General features: G+C 64.6%; 21 protein-coding genes. 10 read left to right on the top strand and 11 right to left on the bottom strand.

Going from position 1 to position 19138, the window contains the following annotated elements; genetic code table 11:
* Position 1: 1 nt before the first annotated feature.
* Entirely contained in the window at positions 2-472 is a 471-nt protein-coding gene (locus AAA989_RS13400) for a GFA family protein (RefSeq protein WP_338244377.1), read from the top strand.
* On the top strand, positions 469-1233 hold the full coding sequence (gene gloB, locus AAA989_RS13395; RefSeq protein ID WP_338244375.1) for a hydroxyacylglutathione hydrolase: 765 nt from the start codon (positions 469-471) through the stop codon (positions 1231-1233). Before AAA989_RS13400 ends, gloB begins: the two co-directional genes overlap by 4 nt.
* A 12-nt stretch (positions 1234-1245) precedes the next feature.
* On the opposite strand, the gene AAA989_RS13390 is transcribed toward gloB, so the two are convergent.
* Complete coding sequence (locus AAA989_RS13390; RefSeq protein ID WP_338244374.1) at positions 1246-1860, bottom strand: NAD(P)-dependent oxidoreductase; 615 nt, start codon at positions 1858-1860, stop codon at positions 1246-1248.
* 184 nt (positions 1861-2044) lie between these two features.
* Between AAA989_RS13390 and AAA989_RS13385 the strand changes: the two genes are divergently transcribed.
* Positions 2045-2443, top strand: a complete 399-nt coding sequence (locus AAA989_RS13385) for a hypothetical protein (RefSeq protein ID WP_338244373.1) — start codon at positions 2045-2047, stop codon at positions 2441-2443.
* Positions 2444-2531: 88 nt separating this feature from the next.
* On the opposite strand, the gene AAA989_RS13380 is transcribed toward AAA989_RS13385, so the two are convergent.
* The 5 genes from AAA989_RS13380 to AAA989_RS13360 form a co-directional block, all read right to left on the bottom strand.
* Positions 2532-3119 (bottom strand): F0F1 ATP synthase subunit B, encoded by a 588-nt coding sequence (locus AAA989_RS13380; RefSeq protein ID WP_434781447.1) that lies wholly within the window; start codon positions 3117-3119, stop codon positions 2532-2534.
* A complete protein-coding gene (locus AAA989_RS13375; protein WP_338244372.1) occupies positions 3112-3606 on the bottom strand; it encodes a F0F1 ATP synthase subunit B family protein in 495 nt (164 codons plus the stop codon). Before AAA989_RS13375 ends, AAA989_RS13380 begins: the two co-directional genes overlap by 8 nt.
* 86 nt (positions 3607-3692) lie before the next feature.
* Positions 3693-3920, bottom strand: a complete 228-nt coding sequence (locus tag AAA989_RS13370; RefSeq protein WP_057884388.1) for a F0F1 ATP synthase subunit C — start codon at positions 3918-3920, stop codon at positions 3693-3695.
* A 46-nt stretch (positions 3921-3966) separates the two neighbouring features.
* Entirely contained in the window at positions 3967-4752 is a 786-nt protein-coding gene (locus AAA989_RS13365; protein ID WP_338244366.1) for a F0F1 ATP synthase subunit A, read from the bottom strand.
* Between the two features lie 28 nt (positions 4753-4780).
* Positions 4781-5104: an AtpZ/AtpI family protein gene (locus AAA989_RS13360; protein WP_338244364.1), complete on the bottom strand. Its 324-nt coding sequence runs from the start codon at positions 5102-5104 to the stop codon at positions 4781-4783.
* Between the two features lie 239 nt (positions 5105-5343).
* On the opposite strand from AAA989_RS13360, the gene AAA989_RS13355 reads away from it, so the two are divergent.
* On the top strand, positions 5344-6081 hold the full coding sequence (locus AAA989_RS13355; protein WP_338244362.1) for a hypothetical protein: 738 nt from the start codon (positions 5344-5346) through the stop codon (positions 6079-6081).
* Positions 6082-6093: 12 nt separating this feature from the next.
* Here AAA989_RS13355 and AAA989_RS13350 read toward each other — a convergent pair whose 3' ends face one another.
* Genes AAA989_RS13350 through AAA989_RS13340 form a run of 3 tightly spaced genes read right to left on the bottom strand, consistent with a single transcriptional unit; the run spans position 6094 to position 10053 of the window.
* Positions 6094-6480 (bottom strand): YdbL family probable chaperone protein, encoded by a 387-nt coding sequence (locus AAA989_RS13350; protein WP_338244360.1) that lies wholly within the window; start codon positions 6478-6480, stop codon positions 6094-6096.
* A 28-nt stretch (positions 6481-6508) separates the two neighbouring features.
* Positions 6509-6703 carry a YnbE family lipoprotein gene (locus tag AAA989_RS13345; RefSeq protein ID WP_338244358.1) on the bottom strand — a complete coding sequence of 65 codons (195 nt, stop codon included), beginning with the start codon at positions 6701-6703 and terminating at the stop codon, positions 6509-6511.
* Between the two features lie 47 nt (positions 6704-6750).
* Positions 6751-10053, bottom strand: a complete 3303-nt coding sequence (locus tag AAA989_RS13340; protein ID WP_338244356.1) for an intermembrane phospholipid transport protein YdbH family protein — start codon at positions 10051-10053, stop codon at positions 6751-6753.
* Positions 10054-10121: 68 nt separating this feature from the next.
* On the opposite strand from AAA989_RS13340, the gene radC reads away from it, so the two are divergent.
* Complete coding sequence (radC, locus tag AAA989_RS13335; protein ID WP_338244355.1) at positions 10122-10820, top strand: RadC family protein; 699 nt, start codon at positions 10122-10124, stop codon at positions 10818-10820.
* 3 nt (positions 10821-10823) lie between these two features.
* Here the strand turns inward: radC and AAA989_RS13330 are convergent, their stop codons facing one another.
* The gene (locus AAA989_RS13330) at positions 10824-13610 is read right to left on the bottom strand and encodes a DUF3857 domain-containing protein (RefSeq protein ID WP_338244353.1); all 2787 of its coding nucleotides are present in this window, start codon (positions 13608-13610) and stop codon (positions 10824-10826) included.
* A gap of 167 nt (positions 13611-13777) precedes the next feature.
* On the opposite strand from AAA989_RS13330, the gene purB reads away from it, so the two are divergent.
* From purB to AAA989_RS13310, 4 genes are all read left to right on the top strand, one after another.
* A complete protein-coding gene (gene purB / locus AAA989_RS13325; protein WP_338244351.1) occupies positions 13778-15091 on the top strand; it encodes an adenylosuccinate lyase in 1314 nt (437 codons plus the stop codon).
* Between the two features lie 74 nt (positions 15092-15165).
* On the top strand, positions 15166-15627 hold the full coding sequence (locus AAA989_RS13320) for a LapA family protein (RefSeq protein WP_338244349.1): 462 nt from the start codon (positions 15166-15168) through the stop codon (positions 15625-15627).
* Complete coding sequence (pyrF, locus tag AAA989_RS13315; protein WP_338244346.1) at positions 15624-16298, top strand: orotidine-5'-phosphate decarboxylase; 675 nt, start codon at positions 15624-15626, stop codon at positions 16296-16298. The genes AAA989_RS13320 and pyrF overlap by 4 nt, the downstream gene beginning before the upstream one ends.
* A 71-nt stretch (positions 16299-16369) precedes the next feature.
* A complete protein-coding gene (locus AAA989_RS13310; RefSeq protein WP_338244345.1) occupies positions 16370-17020 on the top strand; it encodes a phosphoribosylanthranilate isomerase in 651 nt (216 codons plus the stop codon).
* 86 nt (positions 17021-17106) lie between these two features.
* Here AAA989_RS13310 and AAA989_RS13305 read toward each other — a convergent pair whose 3' ends face one another.
* A complete protein-coding gene (locus AAA989_RS13305; RefSeq protein ID WP_338244343.1) occupies positions 17107-17565 on the bottom strand; it encodes an outer membrane beta-barrel protein in 459 nt (152 codons plus the stop codon).
* Positions 17566-17762: 197 nt separating this feature from the next.
* Between AAA989_RS13305 and trpB the strand changes: the two genes are divergently transcribed.
* Complete coding sequence (gene trpB / locus AAA989_RS13300; protein ID WP_338244341.1) at positions 17763-18980, top strand: tryptophan synthase subunit beta; 1218 nt, start codon at positions 17763-17765, stop codon at positions 18978-18980.
* Positions 18981-19138 lie beyond the last annotated feature (158 nt).

Raw genomic sequence — 19138 nt, 5'->3', positions numbered from 1 at the left:
AATGCGAAAGGCCCGTCTGCCCAACCGGCAGGCGGGCCTTTCCTACATCTGGCCCTCGTGTAGAATGGCGGCCATGCACGCCACCTGCCAATGCGGACAGCTGACAGCCGCCATTTCCGGCCAGGGAACCGGCGTGATGTGCCACTGCAAGGCCTGCCAGCGCCGCACCGGCGCGCCGTTCGGCATGAACCTCTATTTCAACGCTGCGGACGTGGAACTGTCGGGCGAGGCCACCGAATACACTCGCAAGGCCGATAGCGGCGACGACTTGACCCACGGCTTCTGCCCAACCTGCGGCACGCCGGTCTACCTGCGCACGGCGCGTCATCCGGGCGGGATCGGCATCTCCGTCGGCGCAATCGAGGGAACGTCCACCCCACCTGCTCGCTCCGTATTCGAGGAGTGCCGCCATCCATGGGTGGTGGTGCCCGACGAAACGCAAAGCTTCCAACGCGGAAGGGATGGAAAATGAGCCAGCTTCAGGTCCACCAGTTCCCCTGTCTGTCCGACAATTACGGCTTCCTGCTCCACGATCCGGACAGCGGCGAGACGACCTGCATCGATACCCCCGACGGAGAGGCCTATCTGCGCGAGGCGACGGCAAAAGGCTGGACGATCACGCAGATCTGGAACACGCACTGGCATCCGGACCACGCCGGCGGGAACGAGGCGATCAAAGCGGAAACCGGGTGCAAGATCACCGCGCCGCTACTGGATGCGGAGAAGATCGCCGGGGTCGACCGCACGGTGCGCGATGGCGACTACGTGAAGCTGGGCGAGCATACCGCGCGGGTGATCGACGTGAGTGGCCACACCATGGGCCACATCGCCTATCACCTGCCCGACAGTTCCATCGCCTTCGTGGGCGACAGCGTGTTCGCGCTGGGCTGCGGACGCATGTTCGAGGGCACGCCGCCGCAGTTCTGGGACAGCCTCGCGCGGATCAAGCGGTTACCGAGCGACACGACGCTCTACTGCGCGCATGAATATACCAAGGCCAATGCGGCTTTCGCGCTGCATGCCGATCCCGACAACCGGGCGCTGCAGGCCTACGCGGAAGAAATCGAAAGGAAGCGCGCGGCAGGCGAGCCGACCGTGCCCTTCCCGCTTTCGCGAGAGCTCGACACCAACCCGTTCCTGCGCGCCGACGACCCCGCCATGCAGGCCCGCTGGGGCGGCGCTGCCCCGCACGAGACCTTTGCCGCCCTGCGGGAGGCGAAGGACAACTTCTAGGCGAATGCCGCCTCAGTAGGCGGCGGTGAAGCGCTGGCGGCTGTGCTGGTGCTGTTCCAGTTCGTCGACCATGGCGATGGCATAGTCGGCATAGCTGATCCTCGAGTTGCCCTCGGCGTCTGTCACCAGATCGTCGCCGCCCAGGCGGAAGCTGCCCGGCCCCTGCCGCTCGCCTTCGAAGATGAGCATGGCGGGAGAGAAGAAGGTCCAGTCGATCTCCTTCTCCTTGCGGAGCTCCTCGAGGAAGGTGATCGCCGGTTTCACAATGGGCTTCAGGTTTTCCGGAAAATTGGGCGAATCGTAGAGCATCACCCCGTCCGGCCCGTTCAGACTGGCCGCGCCGCCCATCACCAGCAGGCGATCGACCCCGGCCTGTCTCACCGCGCTCAGCAGCGTGTCGCAGGAGACATTGAAATGGATCGCGCTGATCACGGCATCTGCGCCTTCCAGCAGCGGCGCCAGTTCGTCCGGGTTGCTGGCGTCGCCGGCCTTGGCGGTTACGCCGTCCGCCTCCGGTATCGCCTCAGGCTTGCGAGCGATGCCCGTCACCGTATGGCCACGCGCCGCCAGTTCCTTCACGATTTCGGAGCCGCCCTTCCCGCTCGCGCCAAGTACCGCAACATGCATTCCCACTTCTCCCCTTCACGACGCCCGGCGCGCCCATCATTTTCGCCAGACTAACCCACCGCCTTGCCTCGTGGAAAGAGTCAAGAAGGCCTGCCACCGCACCCGGCGGATCGCGGGCCTCGTGCAAACTCGGAACATCGGCGCCGACCTAAGTGTTTCCCCTTGTAATAACAGGAGACAGAACATGAAAATTGCGCCATTCGCTGCCCTTGCAGCAGCCTCGTCCCTTGCCGCCTGCGTCCCTTATGTTGGTGCCACGGGCGAGCCTGTGCCCGAGTCCGAGATCGAGCCCTATTCCAGCTGGCCCAGCGAACTGGAGGGCCGCACTATCGATATCGTGACGGAGGACGGGATCGGGAACCGGGTGAACTTTCAGCCCGGCGGGCAGATGGAAATCCTCGTTACCAGGCGCGGCCCCGTGGTCGAGGGCGTCTGGGGCTTCGAAGGCGAAGACACGCTATGCGTGGCCTTTGCCCCGCGCGGCGAGGAATGCTGGCCCTACGAACCCATGGTCGTCGGCGAAACGCAAACCGTGACGAGCAATCGCGGGCAGACCCTGCAAGTCACGATGATCGACAACTAGACGAGAAGCCGCCGAACTGCGGCCCAAACGACAAGCGCCGCGAGCCCGTTGGGTTCGCGGCGCTTCGTTTTTCAACCCGGGCAGATAGTCAGAGCTTGGCGATCATTTCGTCAGCCAGCACCTTGTCGGCGGCGGCATCGTGGTTCTGGCCGATCAGCTGCGCGGCAGCCGCGGTCGAGGCATCGGCAGCCCGTGCGCGAAGGTCCGCCAGAGCCTGACGTTCGGCAGAGGCGATCTTGTCCTGCGCCATGCGTTCGCGGCGGGCGACCATGGCTGCAGTGTCTTCCTCAGCCCGCGCCACGATACCATCGGCCTCGCGGCGCGCGTTCTCGATCATCGCCTCGGCATCCTTCTCGGCACCGGCGATCTTGGCGGCATATTCCTCTCGCAGGGCCTCGGCTTCGGCGCGCAGCTGCTTGGCTTCCTCGAGGTTGGCCTTGATCGCGGCGATCTTGTTGTCGAGGCCCCCGGCGATGGTCCTGTGAACCTTCGCGCCCAGGAATGCGAACAGCAGCAACACGGCCATCGCGATGGAAACCCACTGGAACGGTGCCAGACCCAGCAGTTCGGGTTCGACATGCGTACCCGCCTGGCCGTGGTCGTCGGCAACTTCGATCATCGCCTCTTCGGTGGCGAAGACCTCGGGAACGTCCTGCGTGGTGGTCGGATTAACCATTGGCCATCGCCTTCTGCACTGCCGAGCGGGCGGCGTTCTGGGTTACGGACACGTTGGCGAGGCGCGCGGCGATATCCTGCGCCGCTTCCGCAGCGACGGTCTCGATTTCCGCTGCCGCTTCGGCGCGGCTGGCCTCGATGCGCGCCTCCGCTTCCGCAAGCTGTGTGTCGATGCGCGACTGCACTTCGGCCAGCTTGCTTTCGTTGGAGGCCTGGGCCTTGGACTTCGCCTCGGTCACCAGCGCCTGCGCCGCCTCGCGGTTGGCATTCTCGCGCTGGCGCCAGGCTTCTTCCGCCTCGTCAGCGGCATCCCTGGCGGACTGGGCCGCGGCCAGATCGTCGGCGATCTGCTTGTCGCGCAGGCCCACGGTGTCCATCACGCGCGGCACCATGCCGCGACCGATGACGAAGTAGACGAAGCCGAAAATGACCAGCAGCCAGAATATCTGGCTGGCGTAGGTTTCGGCCAATTGGGCTATCTGGGGCATGGACGGATTCCGCCTATCTGCGCGAGATTAAAAATCGAGAAGCCAGCCGGACGCGAGTTCGCCCGGCTGACTGGAGTCGAGGTCGATCAGGCGACGAAGATCAGGATCATCGCGACGACGAAGGCCAGCAGGCCGAGAAGCTCGGCAGCGGCGAAGCCGATGAACAGGCGGCCCTGCTGGCCGTCTGCGGCGCCCGGGTTGCGAAGCGCGGATTCGAGGAACGAGCCGAACACGTTACCCACACCGATCGCGGCCATACCCGCGCCGATAGCAGCAAGACCGGCACCGATCAGCTTGGCAGCTTCCATATCCATGAGATTATCCTTTCAAGTGAATTCGTTGAGGAGAGTTATTGCGAACTTAGTGCAGGTTCTCGGCGTCGTTGATGTAGAGCGACGAGAGCAGTGCAAAAACATAGGCCTGGATGCCTGCCACCAGGATTTCCAGGGCGCAGATGCCGATCATCAGCAGGAAGCTGGGCACGCCCACCAGCAGGCCGAACCCGGCGCCGGCATTCCAGCCGTCGATCACGAAGCTGGAGAGCACTTCCAGCAGCACGTGGCCGGCCATCATGGCGACGAACAGTCGCAGGCCGAGGCTGAAGGGGCGCACGAGGAAGGAGATGAGCTCGATCGGGAAGATGACCGGAATCATCGGCCACGGCGTACCGTGCGGCACGAACAGGCTGAAGAAGTGGAAGCCGTGCTTCCAGAAACCGACGATCAGCACGATCGAGAAGGAAATGATCGCCAGAACGCCGGTGACGGTGAAGTGGCTGGTGAAGGTAAAGGGGTGGATGCCGACGAGGCCCAGCGGCAGCAGGCCGAGAAGGTTGGCGAACAGGATGAACATGAACAGGCTGAAAATGTAGGGCACGTACTTCCGGCCCGCCTTGCCCACGTTGGCTTCCAGCATGTCGTCAACGAAACCGGTGAAGCTTTCCACCATCATCTGCCAGCGACCGGGCACCAGCTCGCGCCTCATGCCGCCGAGCATGAAGACCCACAGCACGACGGCCGTGATGAGCATCCACAGCGCCGAGTTGGTGAACGCGATGTTGAAACCGGCGACGTCCATGTTCTCACCCAGCAGCGGCTGGATGGTGAACTGGTACATCGGGTCGACCTTGGCCGTTTCGCCTGCCACGTCTTGTAAAGCCCTTGTTTCTACCCGGTCAGTCGCCCGAGGGCGGCTGGCTGGAGGAACGAATGATATTCCTGAAGGCGACCACTATTCCGAGGAACAGGCCGATCAGCAGGGCCCAGGGATTGGTGTCGGTCAGCCAGCCGATGGCATATCCGACAACCGCACCGCCGAGAATTCCACCAAGCAGATCCGCCAGCACCTTGTTGCCAGCCTTGTAGCTGGCATCGGAGCCTTTGACTTGCGGCCGGTTGCGTTGATCTTCCCGCTCGCGCGCGGCTTTCAGCCGCTCCTCGAGCGCGTCGATCCGCGCATCCTCACCGATGGATTCCCGTGCGGGTTTTTCATCGCTCATGTCGGCTCCCCTAAACGAAGGAATTGACAAGGGCAACGAAGCCACCCGCCGAGGGCGCCGCCCCCTTAGAAGGGGGGTGTTTGCGAGTCAACCGGTGGAGGGGTCGGTTTTGCCGATATCTTCGCGAATGCAGCATCCCAGATGCAGGCATTGCACGAGTTCCCCTGGGCCTGCGACCAGCGCCTTGCGCCCCTTCTTCGCCGTGCTAGCATCCAGTCTCGGCTTCGGGGGGAGCGCGCGTGACACGGATTACGAAAGAACGATTACTTTATTTCGTCCTGGCGCTGTTCATCACGAGCTGCGTCTTCTGTGGTTTCTTCTACACCTACATTGGCCCCTGGTTGGACAGCGGAACGGCTGGCGAACTGCCGACGGCCGTCCACGTTCACGGCATCAGCTTCCTTGCCTGGTACGCCTTGCTATCCATCCAGGCAGCGCTGGTGATGCTGGGTGCCGTGAAAATCCATCGCTGGCTAGGCGTGGCCGCAATTCCGCTCGCGATCCTGATGGTGGCGACCGGGTTGCTTGTCATTAGCGTGCGAATGCAGACCGGTCTGTACGAAGGCGATCAGTTCTGGGCGGCCTTCAGCCTTACAATCCTCTCCAACCTCGTCCTTTTCACGGGTTTCCTCACCCTCGCCCTGCTCAGGCGCAAGCGACTGGATCAGCACCGCAGGCTGATTATCGCAGCCGCGGCCACCGGAAGCGGAGCCGCGATCTTCCGCATCCTCTTCACACTGGTAGGGCCGGGTTTCTACGCGGTTCCGGCCGGCATCCTCTTGACCAACCTGTTCCTCGTCCTGGCCATGATTGGAGACAGGATCCTGCTGGGAAAGGTCCACCGGGTCTATTGGGTGACTCTGCCCATAGCAGTCGGGCTTGAAATGGCCTTTCTCGGTCTCGCCTTCACCGAACCCGGAATAGAACTTCAACGCGCGATGGTCAGGCTGGTGGAGCCATCATTCACACTTTACTGAAAAAAGTCCGCCTTACGGACAGCGCGGATCGCGTTGCGGCGGGCCGCTGCCGCGCTGCTGCCACGAGCCGTCGGGAGCCTGGTACATCTCGCCCGGCGAAGTGCGCGAAATGGCGAGGCAGCCGGCGGTGAAGGCATATTCCTCCAGAGTGGCGTTGTTGGCCTGGGCCTGTTCGGCATAAACGGCGCGGCGGCGGATGTTGATGTCGTCCACCATCGCGCGAAGTGCAGGCGTGGCGGCACCGACGATGCCGAGATAGCCGTCCATCTTCTCGCCCACCTGCCCCGCTTCGCGCGCGGCCTGATAGGCCGGATCGCGCTGGGCCTGCGCGGGCGATGCCAGCATGCCCAGCATGGCCGCGGCTCCGGCAACCTTCAGGAAAGTCTTGGCAATTGTCATAAATTTTGCTCCTCGCGACTGCCCCCCGTCAGAAAATCGAGGCGTTCTCGTCAATCGTGTTGCCGGCGTCTTCGGCCAGGCGGTAGATAACTTCCTGCGTGATGTTGATGTTGAGTTCTATCACGATCGGTTCGTCAGGCGCTTCCAGCGTGATGCACCCGACGAGCGGGATCGCACCCGACAACGCCACCACCGCGGCCACCTTGCGCCTCTTCCCCCGCATTCGGGGACTATGCGCGCGCTTGCCGCAATTCGTCAATTTCGCAAAGATCATGGCACAGGCTCGCTTTCCTGGGGCTGAACATCGGACTGGTTGGTTTCTAGGGCTTCCTGCAAAGCGCGCTCGGCTTGGGCCGCCGCCTCCGCCTCCTGCTCTTCCACGGCCTCCTGATCGATCGCCTCCCGCAGGCGTTCGCCATCGACGGTCAGCAGGCCGAGGTCGCGCGGATCGCGCACAGCGGCAGGATCGTAAAGCGCGCGGATCGAGGTAATCAGCTTGTAGAAGGGAGCACGGATGTTGATCCGCAGCTCGATCGGCAGGTCGTCTAGCGCGCGAGTGATGATATTGCTCTCGGCGGTCTCGCCCTGCCCGATCCCTTCGAAGCGGACCTGCGTCACCAGTTCGCCAGTGAGCGGGCCGTTCATGGCGATTTCCATGTGGTCGTATCGAAGATCGCGCAGGGCGGCGAAGGCATAGTTGGCGAAGAAGCCCATGTCCTCGTAGGTAAGTTCGCCCACGTAGGCCACATTGCCGCCAGGCGGACGGGAAACGAGCAGGCCGCCTTCCAGCGATCCGTTGCCCTCGGCATCGAACACGATCGGCACCGTCCCGTCGAATGTGCCGGTGGCGGCGAGATTGCCCAGTTCCATGTTTTCCACGAAGCGAGAGGCCTCCAGCCCCTCTATCACCAGGACATAGGCGCGAACTTCCTCAACGCCGATGCGGATATCGAGTGGCCGCAGCGTGAGGGTGCCGCCCATGAAGGGCCATGTGCCACCCTGCAACGTCAGGATTTCGCCGTTCCTCAGCTGGAAGGCGACCTCGCCGTCGAACACCTCCACGCCCGGATTGATGGCAGCGATCCGGATGCGCTGATCGGGCGCGGTGGTGAGGCCGAGAAGGTCGGTGAAGACCACCGTTCCGCTGGCCCCCTGCACTGGTCCGAAGGCTGCTGCCAGATCCAGCGAGGTCGAGCTGAACTCGCCGCTCGAGGTGACCTCGTTCTCGTTCCAGTTGATGCGCCCGGTTCCTGTCACCGTCCCCTCGACATCGCTGACGACGCCCAGCGCGAGGCACGTCAGGCCGCGGTGGTCCGCCGACGCGGTATCGTCGATGCCCAGGCACTGCGCCGCGGTGGGCGCGGGTTGCAGCCCGTTGCCGAACGTCAACCCGTCCACGATCAGATCGGCATGGCCGGCCCCCGTGCCCAGATCATGGGCAATGCGAACGCGGCTTATTGCCTGCCGGGTGACAGGCTCGCGAAGAACCGCATCGGCCTGGATCAGGTTGTCGAACAGCGACAGGCTTGCGCCTTGCGCGATCAGCGGCTCGAAACGGTCGTTCTCCTCGCGGTCCTCTACCCGCAGGTTGCCGCCCTCGATGACGAAGCGATCCTCGGCATAGGACCACTCGCCAGAAGCATCGAAGATATCGAGAGGCACGCTGGCAAGAAAGACATCGGCACCGGTGAATTCGCCGCCGATGCGCTGGGCGGAAAGGTCGGCGCGAAGATCGGTTATAGTGAAACGCTGGGCATTGTCCTGCGGGCCAAGCACGACTTCCATGTCGCTCGCCGCAAGGGTGCCCGGCCAGGCCACGCCCACGGCTCCCGTACTCAGGCGTATCGGGGTTTCGGCAAGCTCGCCCGACAGGTCCAGCGCGTCGAAGCCTGCCGCCACTCGCAATCCCCCAGGCCCGTAGCGCACGATCGGCTGGCCCGACGGAGGGCACACGGTCAGTGTGTCGCGATCCAGCCTGAGGTTCGCCAGCGCCAGGCTGTCGAACCGGATCTGGCGGCATCCCCTCCACAGCGCCAGGTTCCCGCCCGTGCTCCACATGGCATCGACGGGGAGGACCAGCCCGGAGACCGCGCCGCCCGGAAGCGGACCGCTGGCCACAACGCGTCCATTGAGGGCGATGTTTCCGTTCCCGCCCTGCAACACACGCATTTCGGGCAGCGCGAGCGAGGCCTGTCCGGCGGTGTATTCGCGCATGGCCATGCGCAGCTCGAGCGCGCCGTTGTCCCCCTGCTCCATCCGGCCGCTGATGAGCGGCAGACCGTTGCCCCCGGTCTGGAAGTTGCCGGCGAAACGCGGGAAGCCTTCCGCACCTATGGTGACCTCTCCGCGCGAGAGCGAAAGGAGCGTTGCCCCGCTGCCGCCGCGCAGGCGCGCCTCGGGAACGACCAGGCTGGTTCGCTCTCCCAGCCGGCGCGCGGTGAAGGATGCGCCAAGCGCGCTGCCCCGTAGTTCTCGGGCAAGGTTCAGGCCGAGGCGGTTCAGCAGTGGCTCTAGCAGGGTGCCCCGGCTCGCCTGCGCCGCGTCCGCTATCGCGCCGTCGACTTCCGGGCCCATGCGAAGGTCCTCGCCCACGATCTCGCCTTCCACCTCGACACGCTGGAACCCGTCCAGCGCGCGCACGCGCCCTTCCATCGCCAATTCGCCGAAAGCGGCAAACGGCGTGTCGGCATCGCTGGCGGCAAGATCGTAACGGACGTTGAGATCGCCATCGTGCCAAGTGAAGCGTCCATCGCCGCGCACCGCGCCACTCACCTGCGCGAGCGTCAGGGACTCGACGGCAAAGTCGATACTGCCTTCATATTCGGCGAGGTTGCGCTCGGCTTGCAGATCAAGCTCGATACCTGCGTCGCGCAGGGCAAGGCCGCTGTCCTCGCAATCGAGCGAGCCGAAGCGCAGCGGGCCATGGAACTCCGGGCGCTCCGCATCGATAGCCACTTCGCCGTAGAGCGTGACATCCCGGCCCACGCAGCCGCTGGCGGAAAGATCGGGCGCAACCACGGCCAGTTCTCCCGCGAACCCGCCGCGCAGGTGACCACTGCCGGAAAGCTTCAGACCCGCCCGTCCGTAGTCGGTTTCCAGCAGGGCACGGCCATCGTCGATCGACAACAGGACGGCAGGGAATTCGAAGGGCTCGTCACCACCCGTGAAAATGAAGGGATCGAGTTCGCCGAAGCTGGGATTGCCGTCGCGAATGGTGCCGAACAGGCGCGGCCTCGTGAGGCGAATCTCGGTGACGTCGGGCAGGCCGAACCGGGGGGTGATCAGCACTTCCACTCTTTCCACCGTCAGATCGGGCCGGTCGGGATCGCCCACGACGATGTCCGTCAGCACCTGCCTGCGGGGAGAAATGCTTTCGATGGTATAGGTCGCGCGCACGCCGCGTTCGCGAAAGGCATCGGCGATGAAGTTGTCGGCGATCCGTTCGCGCTGCCACCAGGCGAGCAGAACCGCCGCCAGCATGACAACCACGAGCACGCGGAAAGCCCGGCGCAGCATGCGACGCTTGCGACCCCTTGGGCGTGTTTCGCCGGTCTCTTGCGGAGCTTGCGCCATCTGCCGCGACACTTGCGCGAGAGCGAGGAGAAAGGCAATGCGTCACGTTAGGGAGACATGGGGTCCACTTGGCGCAGGATATTCAAACTACAGGCAATTCCACGGGCGCCGGCCACCGCGCGCGGCTGCGCGAACGGCTGCTGCACGGCGGCGCGGAAGCGCTGGCCGACTACGAGGCGCTGGAATATCTCCTGTTCGGAGCGCTGGCCCGCGGCGATACCAAGCCCCTGGCAAAAGCGCTGCTCGCCCGCTTCGGCACACTGGCAAGCGTGCTGAATGCGGACCCTGCCGCCCTTAAGCAGGTCAAGGGCATCAGTGATGCGAGCGTTGGCCAGATCAAGATCGCCGCCCTGGTCGCCCGCAGGATGGCGCGCAGCGAGGTGCAGGACAAACCCGTGCTGGGCAGCTGGCAGTCGCTGCTGGATTACCTTGCGATAGACATGGCGCATCTCCACACGGAGCGTGTGCGCGTGCTCTACCTCAATTCGCGCAACCGGCTGTTGCTGGATCACCATTTCGGGGATGGCACGGTGGACGAGGCCGCGATCCACCCGCGCGAAGTGATCAAGCGCGGGCTCGACCTGGGTGCCTCCGCGCTGATCCTGGTGCACAACCACCCCAGCGGAAACCCGGAACCCAGCCGTGCCGACATCCATATTACCAAGCGCATTGCCGAGGCAGGCAGGCCGCTCGGCCTGACCGTCCACGATCACGTGATCGTCGGGCGCGAGGGCCATGTCTCGCTGCGGGCGAAAGGCCTGATCTAGCCGCTAGAGCGGCGCGACGATCCCGTGCCTTTCATAGAAGTCGGCCAGGTGCGGCGCCATGCGCAGGGCGATGGTGACGTCCTCCTCGCCCCCTTCCAGCCCGGCATGCATCTTCGCCATGCCGCGCAGGTAGTGCGATTCCGCCAGTCCGGGCGAAATGGCCAGCGCCCCGTCGAGATCGGCTATCGCACCTTCGTAGTCGCCTTGGCGAAAACGGATCAGGGCGCGGCTGTCGAGCGCGGCGGCGGCATTGCCGGCCCGCTCGATAGAGCGGGTGCAAACATCCACGGCATCGTCCAGCCCCACATTCCAGAGGCCGCGGAACCAGCAATCGGAGTTCAGGGCTTCCGGGCTTTGCGGGGCCTGCGCCACGGCATCGTCCATCCACGTCCGCGCCTCGACCATCTCCCCCTCGGCGGCAGCGATGGTGGCCATCATCGAGTAGTGCCAGACCATGTCGTCATCGGCGACGGCGAGCGATTCCATCAGTTCGCGCGCTTCGTCGAAGCGGCCTTCGTAAGCCAGTATCTGGGCCACTTCACGGGCGACGCCGTTGTCGAGTTCGAGCTCGTAGGCGGAGCGCATGTCGGCCAGCATGGCCTCCCGATCGCCTTGCGTGCGATGCAGCCAGGACCGCTGGGCAAAGGCCCATGCCGAGGGCTGTTCCGCGATCAGCACGTCCAGATCGGCCATGGCCGCTTCGAAATCGTAGATCGACTGGTGGAAAAGTGCGCGGGCGACCAGCGCCTGGAAATCATTATTCTCGGAGAAGTCGATTGCCTCCTGGTAGGCCGCCAGCAAGGGCGCGGCGCTCTCAGCCCGCGTCGCGTCGTCCATTTCCCAGCGCCACGTGACGCTGTCGGGAGGGATGAGTTCCAGCGTTTCGTTGTCGATGCGACGGGCAGCGCGGCGCGCTTCCGGCAGTTCATCGGGCGCGATCTCGCCCAGCAGCGCGAACGTCTCGGCCAGCGCGTGCAGTTCGCCTCCCTCGATGCTGGCTTCACGCGTGACACGCATGTTGCCGAAGCTGGCCTCCAGCTGGGGATCTCCCTGCAGGGTGAAGCCCGATCCTCCCTGAGGCAGCACCATGCTCATTCCCATGGTCTGGCGCATCGGGCCCGGTGTCATCACCGGAATGTCGCGCCAGGCCGGCCTTGCACGATCGGGATTGAAGCCCTCGAAACCATCGGTGGCATCGACATCGGACCGCAGTCGACCGTCTATCCACTGAAACTGAGGCGGGGTGATGCCCCTCACCACCATCGTCGCGACCGCCTCGTCCTCGTCATAGGCGATATCGAGGGAGCTGACATACATGGAGGAATCGCCGGATCCGGCGAAGGACTGCGCCATCTGGCGCAGCATTGCCGGATTGTCGGCATCCACGACCGCTTGCATCTGCGCGGCCTGGGGCCCGACGAAACTAAGCCTGACCGTCATCAGGGCCGGGAAATCGATGCCGGCGGAATGATCCACCGCGATATCTGCCCGCATCTGCGGCACGGCGAGGTCGCGCTGGGTCATTTCCACCAGTTCGGCCCCACCCTCGCGCAAGGGCAAGGCATAGTGGAAGGGCGGGACGTCGGCGATGGTGGCTAGCCGGGTGGCGGAGCTTGTCCCGTCCAGCCAGTATTCGGTGCCGTCTATCACCGTGTGCACGATCACGTGGTTGAAGGCAGCGGGCAGCGGCAACAGTTCGGGCACGGCATCACCCATCACCGTGCTGACGAGCACCGGCTCCGCATCGATATCCATTTCGCGCAACAAGGCGAGGAGAAGCACGGTCTTCGCCTTGCAGTCGCCGTAGCGCACATCCCAGGTCTCGTCGGCAGACTGCGGCAGGTAATTGCCTCCGTCGAGACCGTTCAGAAGGTAACTGACCTCGTCCTGCACCAGCCGCACGGCCAGCGCGGCGCGGGCGAGCGGATCGTCGGTCTGCTGCATGATGTCGCGCGCCTGGGCGGCGACCGGCGAATCGGCAGAAAGCTGCGCGGCGGCATCGAAATGCGGGGCCATGACGGCAGAGACTTCCTGCCAGTCGGCAAAACTGCCTGCCCGCAGGATGGACGGACGGCGATAGCGCGGGGGCGCGTCGAGCGGCAGCGGGTCGGGCTCGGCAAGCGGCAGATCGACGCTGATGTAGCGATATCCGTTGCGCAATTCGGGCTCGGACAGCGCAACCTTGTCCTCCACGTCCCAGTAGATTTCCTCGTCCGCGGGCCAGCTCATCACCGCCCGCGCGGTGCCGACCTGCCACGGGGCCGTCGGCAGGAACTGCGTGGCCTGCACTTCATCGCCAAGGGCCTGGTCGTCGGTGGACACGGTATGGGCAATGCGCAGCACGTCGCCTTCGCGCAGGCCGGGCACGGAAACCGTCGCGGTCAGGCTGCCGTCGAGCAGGCGCTGCTCCAGCCCCTGCTCGCGCCGCAGGACGTCGAACGTCACGCCCTGCTCCAGCAGGTCGATAACTTCGTCGCCGCGATGGATTTCCATGCGGTGGATGACAAGATCGCCCTTGTCCGGCAGCCATTGCAGGGTCTGCGTGTTCAGCTGCATCAGCGACTGCGGATTGTCGATCCGCTGCGCCCAGTCGAGGTAGGCCCAGGCCACGCCGTCCTCCAGCCGGTGCTGCCAGTCGTAGAGCAGCGTGGACGTGCCGCCCTCGGAAATCACCGCTGGCACGTCGCTTTCCTCCACCCACGCCGGGGCGGGCTGGTAGAGCGGCTCCTCGCCGGCATATGCGGGAGCGCTGATGGCCAGCAGCGGCAGGATGGCGATGGACTTGTGCATGATGTTCCCCTGTTCGCCACATGCCCTAGCGCGGCGATCTTGCTGTAATCTCACCACGAAGAGCATTTGAAAGCAACGATGGCCTTTGCGCACCTTGCCAATTGCAGGCGCAGGCCCTAGCCGCGCAGCCAAATCCACACACCCAATCCTGCTTCCCGGAGTCTACGATGGTCCCCCGTTACGCCCGCCCCGCCATGACCGCCATCTGGGAGCCGGAAACCAAGTACGAGATCTGGTTCCTGATCGAGGCGCACGCGACGCAGAAGCTGGCCGAGCTCGGCGTCGTGCCCGAAAGCGGCGCCAAGGCGCTGTGGGACTGGTGGAAGACCGATCCGAAAATCGACGTGGAAGCGATCGACGAGAAGGAGCGCGTGCTGAAGCACGACGTGATCGCCTTCCTCGACTGGGTGGCGGACCAGGTGGGGCCGGAAGCCAGGTTCATGCACCAGGGTATGACCAGTTCCGACGTTCTCGACACGACCTTGGCGGTGCAGCTGACCCGCGCCACCGATATCCTGCTGGAGGATCTCGACGCGCTGCTCGATGCGCTGAAGCGCCGCGCGCAGGAGCACAAGTACACCGCCACCATCGGCCGCAGCCACGGCATCCACGCAGAGCCGACCACCTTCGGCCTCAAGCTGGCGCAGGCCTATGCCGAATTCGACCGCTGTCGCGACCGGCTGCAGGCCGCCCGCGCCGAAATCGCTACCTGCGCCATCTCCGGCGCGGTGGGCACCTTCGCCAATATCGATCCGAGCGTGGAGGCCTATGTCGCCGAGCAGCTGGGTCTGACGGTGGAGCCGGTGAGCACGCAGGTGATCCCGCGCGATCGCCACGCGATGTATTTCAGCGTGCTGGCCGTGATCGCATCCTCGATGGAACGGCTTGCGGTGGAAGTTCGCCATCTCCAGCGCACCGAGGTGCTGGAGGCGGAGGAATACTTCTCGCCGGGCCAGAAGGGTTCCAGCGCCATGCCGCACAAGCGCAACCCGATCCTGACGGAGAACCTGACGGGCCAGGCCCGCATGATCCGCGGCTACGCCATCCCGGCGCTGGAAAACGTGGCGCTGTGGCACGAGCGGGACATCTCCCATTCCAGCGTGGAGCGGTTCGTCGGCCCCGATGCCACCATCACCCTCGACTTCGCCCTCGCCCGCCTGACGGGCGTGGTGGACAAGCTGCTGGTCTATCCCGAACGGATGCAGAAGAACCTCGACAAGATGGGGGGCCTCGTCCACTCGCAGCGCGTCCTGCTGGCCCTGACGCAGGCGGGCATCACCCGCGACAACGCCTATCGCCTGGTGCAACGCAACGCGATGAAAGTGTGGGAATCGGACGGCCAGATGTCGCTGCTGGAATTGCTGAAGGCCGACCCGGAAGTGACCTCCGCCCTGTCGGAGGCGGAGCTCGAGGAGAAGTTCAACCTCGACTATCATTTCAAGCACGTCGACACGATCTTCGACCGGGTTTTCGGAGCTTGATCGCCCTGCCCTTCCCAAGCCGGAAGGGAGCGCCTAGCATCGCTCGAAACGAGGCAAGGACAGGAAGATAAACCATGCAAATCGTTCGCACAGTTGTCTGGGTACTGCTGCTGGTCGGCCTGCTGCTGTTTTCCATCGCCAACTGGGATCCGACCGTCACGGTGCGTATCTGGGAAGGCATCGTGGTGGACACCAAGATTCCCGCCATCGTGATCGTTGCCTTCGCCATCGGTTTCGTGCCGATGTGGCTGTATCACCGCGCCAGCAAGTGGCGTCTGCGGCGCAAGATCCAGAGCCTGGAGAACGCCGCGCGCACGGCTGCGACGACCCCGGTGGCCCGCTCGGACGACGAGGTAGTGGAAGACACCCAGCGTGCCGAACCGGAACTGCAGGAGACGGACGACACGCCCTTGCGCCCGACGGGGACCTCGACCGGGACCTATGACCCGCCCGGCTCGACCGCGGCCGACGACACGACGCGCGCCGACGGCACCACGCATGCCGACGACGACAGGCGCGGCAAAGATCCCTTATGAGCAATCCGATCTACCTGGCGCTGGACGTGCCGCAACTCGACGCGGCCAAGGCGCTGGCAGAGAAAGTCAGGGGCCATATCGGCGGCGTGAAGCTGGGGCTGGAATTCTTCTGCGCCCACGGCACCCACGGCGTGCACGAAATCGCGCACCTCGGCCTGCCGATCTTCCTCGACCTGAAGCTGCACGACATTCCCAATACCGTTGCGGGGGCAATGCAGTCGCTGCACGTGCTGGAACCGGCCATCATGACCGTCCACGCCAGTGGCGGGCGCGCGATGATGGAAGATGCCAAGGCCGCGGCTGGCGAGAACACGAAAGTCGTCGCCGTTACCATGCTCACGAGCCTGGACGAGCGCGACCTCGAACGCACCGGCGTTTCGGGCACTCCGCACGATCACGTGATGCGGCTCGCCGATCTGGCGCACGATAGCGGCCTCGACGGCATCGTGTGTTCGGGGCAGGAAGTGAAGTCGGTTCACAAGCAGTGGAAGGACGGCTTCTTCGTGGTCCCCGGCCTTCGCCCCGGCGGCAAGGCGACCGGCGACCAGAAGCGCGTGGTAACCCCGCGCCAGGCACGCGATGACGGTGCATCGGTGCTGGTAATCGGTCGTCCGATCAGCCGCGCTGACGATCCGCTCCAGACCGCGCGCGATATCGAGGCGACGCTGTAGAGCTTTTTTCCGGCCCGGATCGTCCGGGTTAACCCTTCCCCAACCATCTTCGCTTCACTAGTTGGACACACATGGCCGACCAGCTCATCAAGATTTGCGGACTGACCACTGCGGAGACGATTGACGCCGCGGTGAAAGCCGGCGCGACACACGTGGGCCTGGTGCATTTCGAGAAATCACCGCGCCATCTCTCGATCGAGAAGGCAGCGGAACTGCGCACGCGCGTGCCGAAATCGGTGAAGGTCGTGCTGCTGACGGTGAACATGCAGCCCAAGCCCACGGCAGAGGCCTTGCAGGAAATCCAGCCGGACGTGCTGCAACTGCATGGGCAGGAAAATCCCGAGTGGCTGGCACTGATTCGCGAGAACTCGGATCTCGAGGTCTGGAAGGCCATCGGGGTAAAGGATCGCGCCGCGCTGGAGCGCGCTTCCAAATACAAGGATTGCGCACACCGCCTGCTCTACGATGCCGCTGCCGGCGCCTTGCCGGGGGGCAACGGGCTGGCGCTGGACTGGCGGCTGCTGCTGAACCACCGCCACGTGCTGCCCTGGGGCCTCGCGGGCGGTCTAGGGCCGGACAACGTCGCCAATGCCATCCGCTACACCGGCGCGCCGCTGGTGGATGCCTCTTCGGGCCTCGAAAGCGAGCCGGGCAAGAAGGACCCGGCATTGATCGAGGCGTTCTGCAAGGCGGCAAAGGAAGCGCGCGCCAAGGCGGCTTAAGGAAAAAGGGCGAACCCGCGGGATCTTCGGGTTCGCCCTTTCCCCTGCACTCGCGGAAGGTCGCGTCCTCCCGCGAAAGCCGGGTTTCAGAAACGCGCGCCGATACCGGCCACCAGCGTATCGCCATCGGCAAAGTCGCTGAAGAAGTGGCGGTATTCGGTCTTGAAATAGACCATTTCGCCCAGCGCATACTGGAACCCTGCGCCAAGGTGAGGCACGTCCTCGCCTTCGCTCACGGTATAGCCGCCGGCTGCGAAGAGACGGCCATTCTCGCCCAGGCGAGTGCCCAGGCGACCGGTCAGTCCGGCGTAGATGTCGCTGTCGTCGACCAGCACCTTGTCGGCCGACACTTCGGCGCCGACGAACAGGCTTTCGCCGAGATCGAAGTCGTAACCGGCGGCCACGCCGACGGTCGCTTCCTCGGCGTCACCTGCCCAGAAAATGCCGCCACGAGCTTCCACGCGGGCCTCGTTCGCGGCTGCGGGCATGGCGATGAAACCGCTGGCGATGCTCAGCGCCGCCAGCGCGATGTTACGGGTATTCATGTCTTTCAATTGCTCCTGGACCGGCGGACCCCATGTCCGCCGATGTCCTGAGCGGGCCGTTGCCGCCGAACCTTCTGCATGTGAATCGCGCGGTCGACCAACACCTTTCGCCGTCCGCCCGGCGACGCGTGTGCGACATTAGCAATCGACAAGCCGCCGCTGGACTTGCACCCCCCGCTCTGCAAAACGCCGAATCGATGACCGAGACCAAACCCAATTCGTTCCGAAACCAGCCCGACGATCGCGGGCATTTCGGCCAGTTCGGCGGCCGCTACGTCGCCGAGACGCTGATGCCGCTGATCCTGGACCTGGAGCGCGAGTATGACGCCGCCAAGGCCGATCCTGCGTTCAAGGAGGAATTCGACGACCTGCTGGAGCACTATGTCGGCCGCCCCAGCCCGCTCTATTTCGCCCCGCGCCTGACGGAAGAGCTTGGCGGTGCGCAGATCTGGTTCAAGCGCGACGAGCTGAATCACACGGGCGCGCACAAGATCAACAACTGCATCGGCCAGATCCTGCTGGCGAAGCGCATGGGCAAGACCCGTATCATTGCCGAAACCGGCGCGGGCCAGCACGGCGTCGCCACGGCCACCGTCTGCGCGCGGTTCGGTCTGCCCTGCACCGTGTTCATGGGCGCGACCGACGTGAAGCGGCAGCAGCCCAACGTGTTCCGCATGAAGCTGCTGGGCGCGGAGGTGGTGCCCGTCACCAGCGGGCGCGCGACACTGAAGGATGCGATGAACGAGGCGCTGCGCGACTGGGTCGCGAACGTGCACGACACGTTCTACATCATCGGCACCGCCGCAGGGCCGCATCCCTATCCCGAGCTTGTCCGCGATTTCCAGAGCGTGATCGGGCGTGAAGCGCGCGAACAGATGCTGAAGCGCACGGGCCGTCTGCCCGATCTGCTGGTTGCGGCCATCGGGGGCGGCTCCAACGCCATCGGCCTGTTTCACCCCTTCCTCGACGATCCCGAAGTGAAGATGCTGGGCGTCGAGGCGGCAGGGCGCGGCCTGGATGGCGACGAACACGCCGCCAGCCTTGCAGGAGGCTTCCCCGGCATCCTGCACGGCAACAAGACCTACCTGCTGCAGGACGAGGACGGCCAGATCACCGAGGGCCACTCGATCAGTGCGGGGCTCGACTACCCCGGCATCGGCCCCGAGCATGCATGGCTCAAGGAATCGGGCCGCGTCGAATACACCTACGCCACCGATGACGAGGCGCTGGACGCCTTCCAGCTGCTCTGCCGCACCGAAGGCATTATCCCCGCGCTGGAGCCTTCGCACGCCATTGCCGCCATCGTGAAACGCGCGCGTGAAATGCCGAAGGATGCCATCGTGCTCGCCAATCTGTGCGGCCGCGGCGACAAGGACATCTTCACCGTCGCCGAGGCGCTGGGAGTGGAGATGTGACAAAGGCGTACTTTCTGAAATGCTTCGCAGTGTTACTCTTAATTCCCTTTGTCGCCGCAACGCTTCCCAGCGTAATTCTCAGCAATGAACTTGCATTCGAATGGAAGGCTTTTGGGGCAATTCTCGCGGTCATGGCGATCGGATGGACGATAATCCTA

Source organism: Aurantiacibacter hainanensis (assembly GCF_036321025.1).
Taxonomy (GTDB): domain Bacteria; phylum Pseudomonadota; class Alphaproteobacteria; order Sphingomonadales; family Sphingomonadaceae; genus Alteraurantiacibacter; species Alteraurantiacibacter hainanensis.
This window is presented reverse-complemented; position numbering and strand designations above follow the sequence as displayed.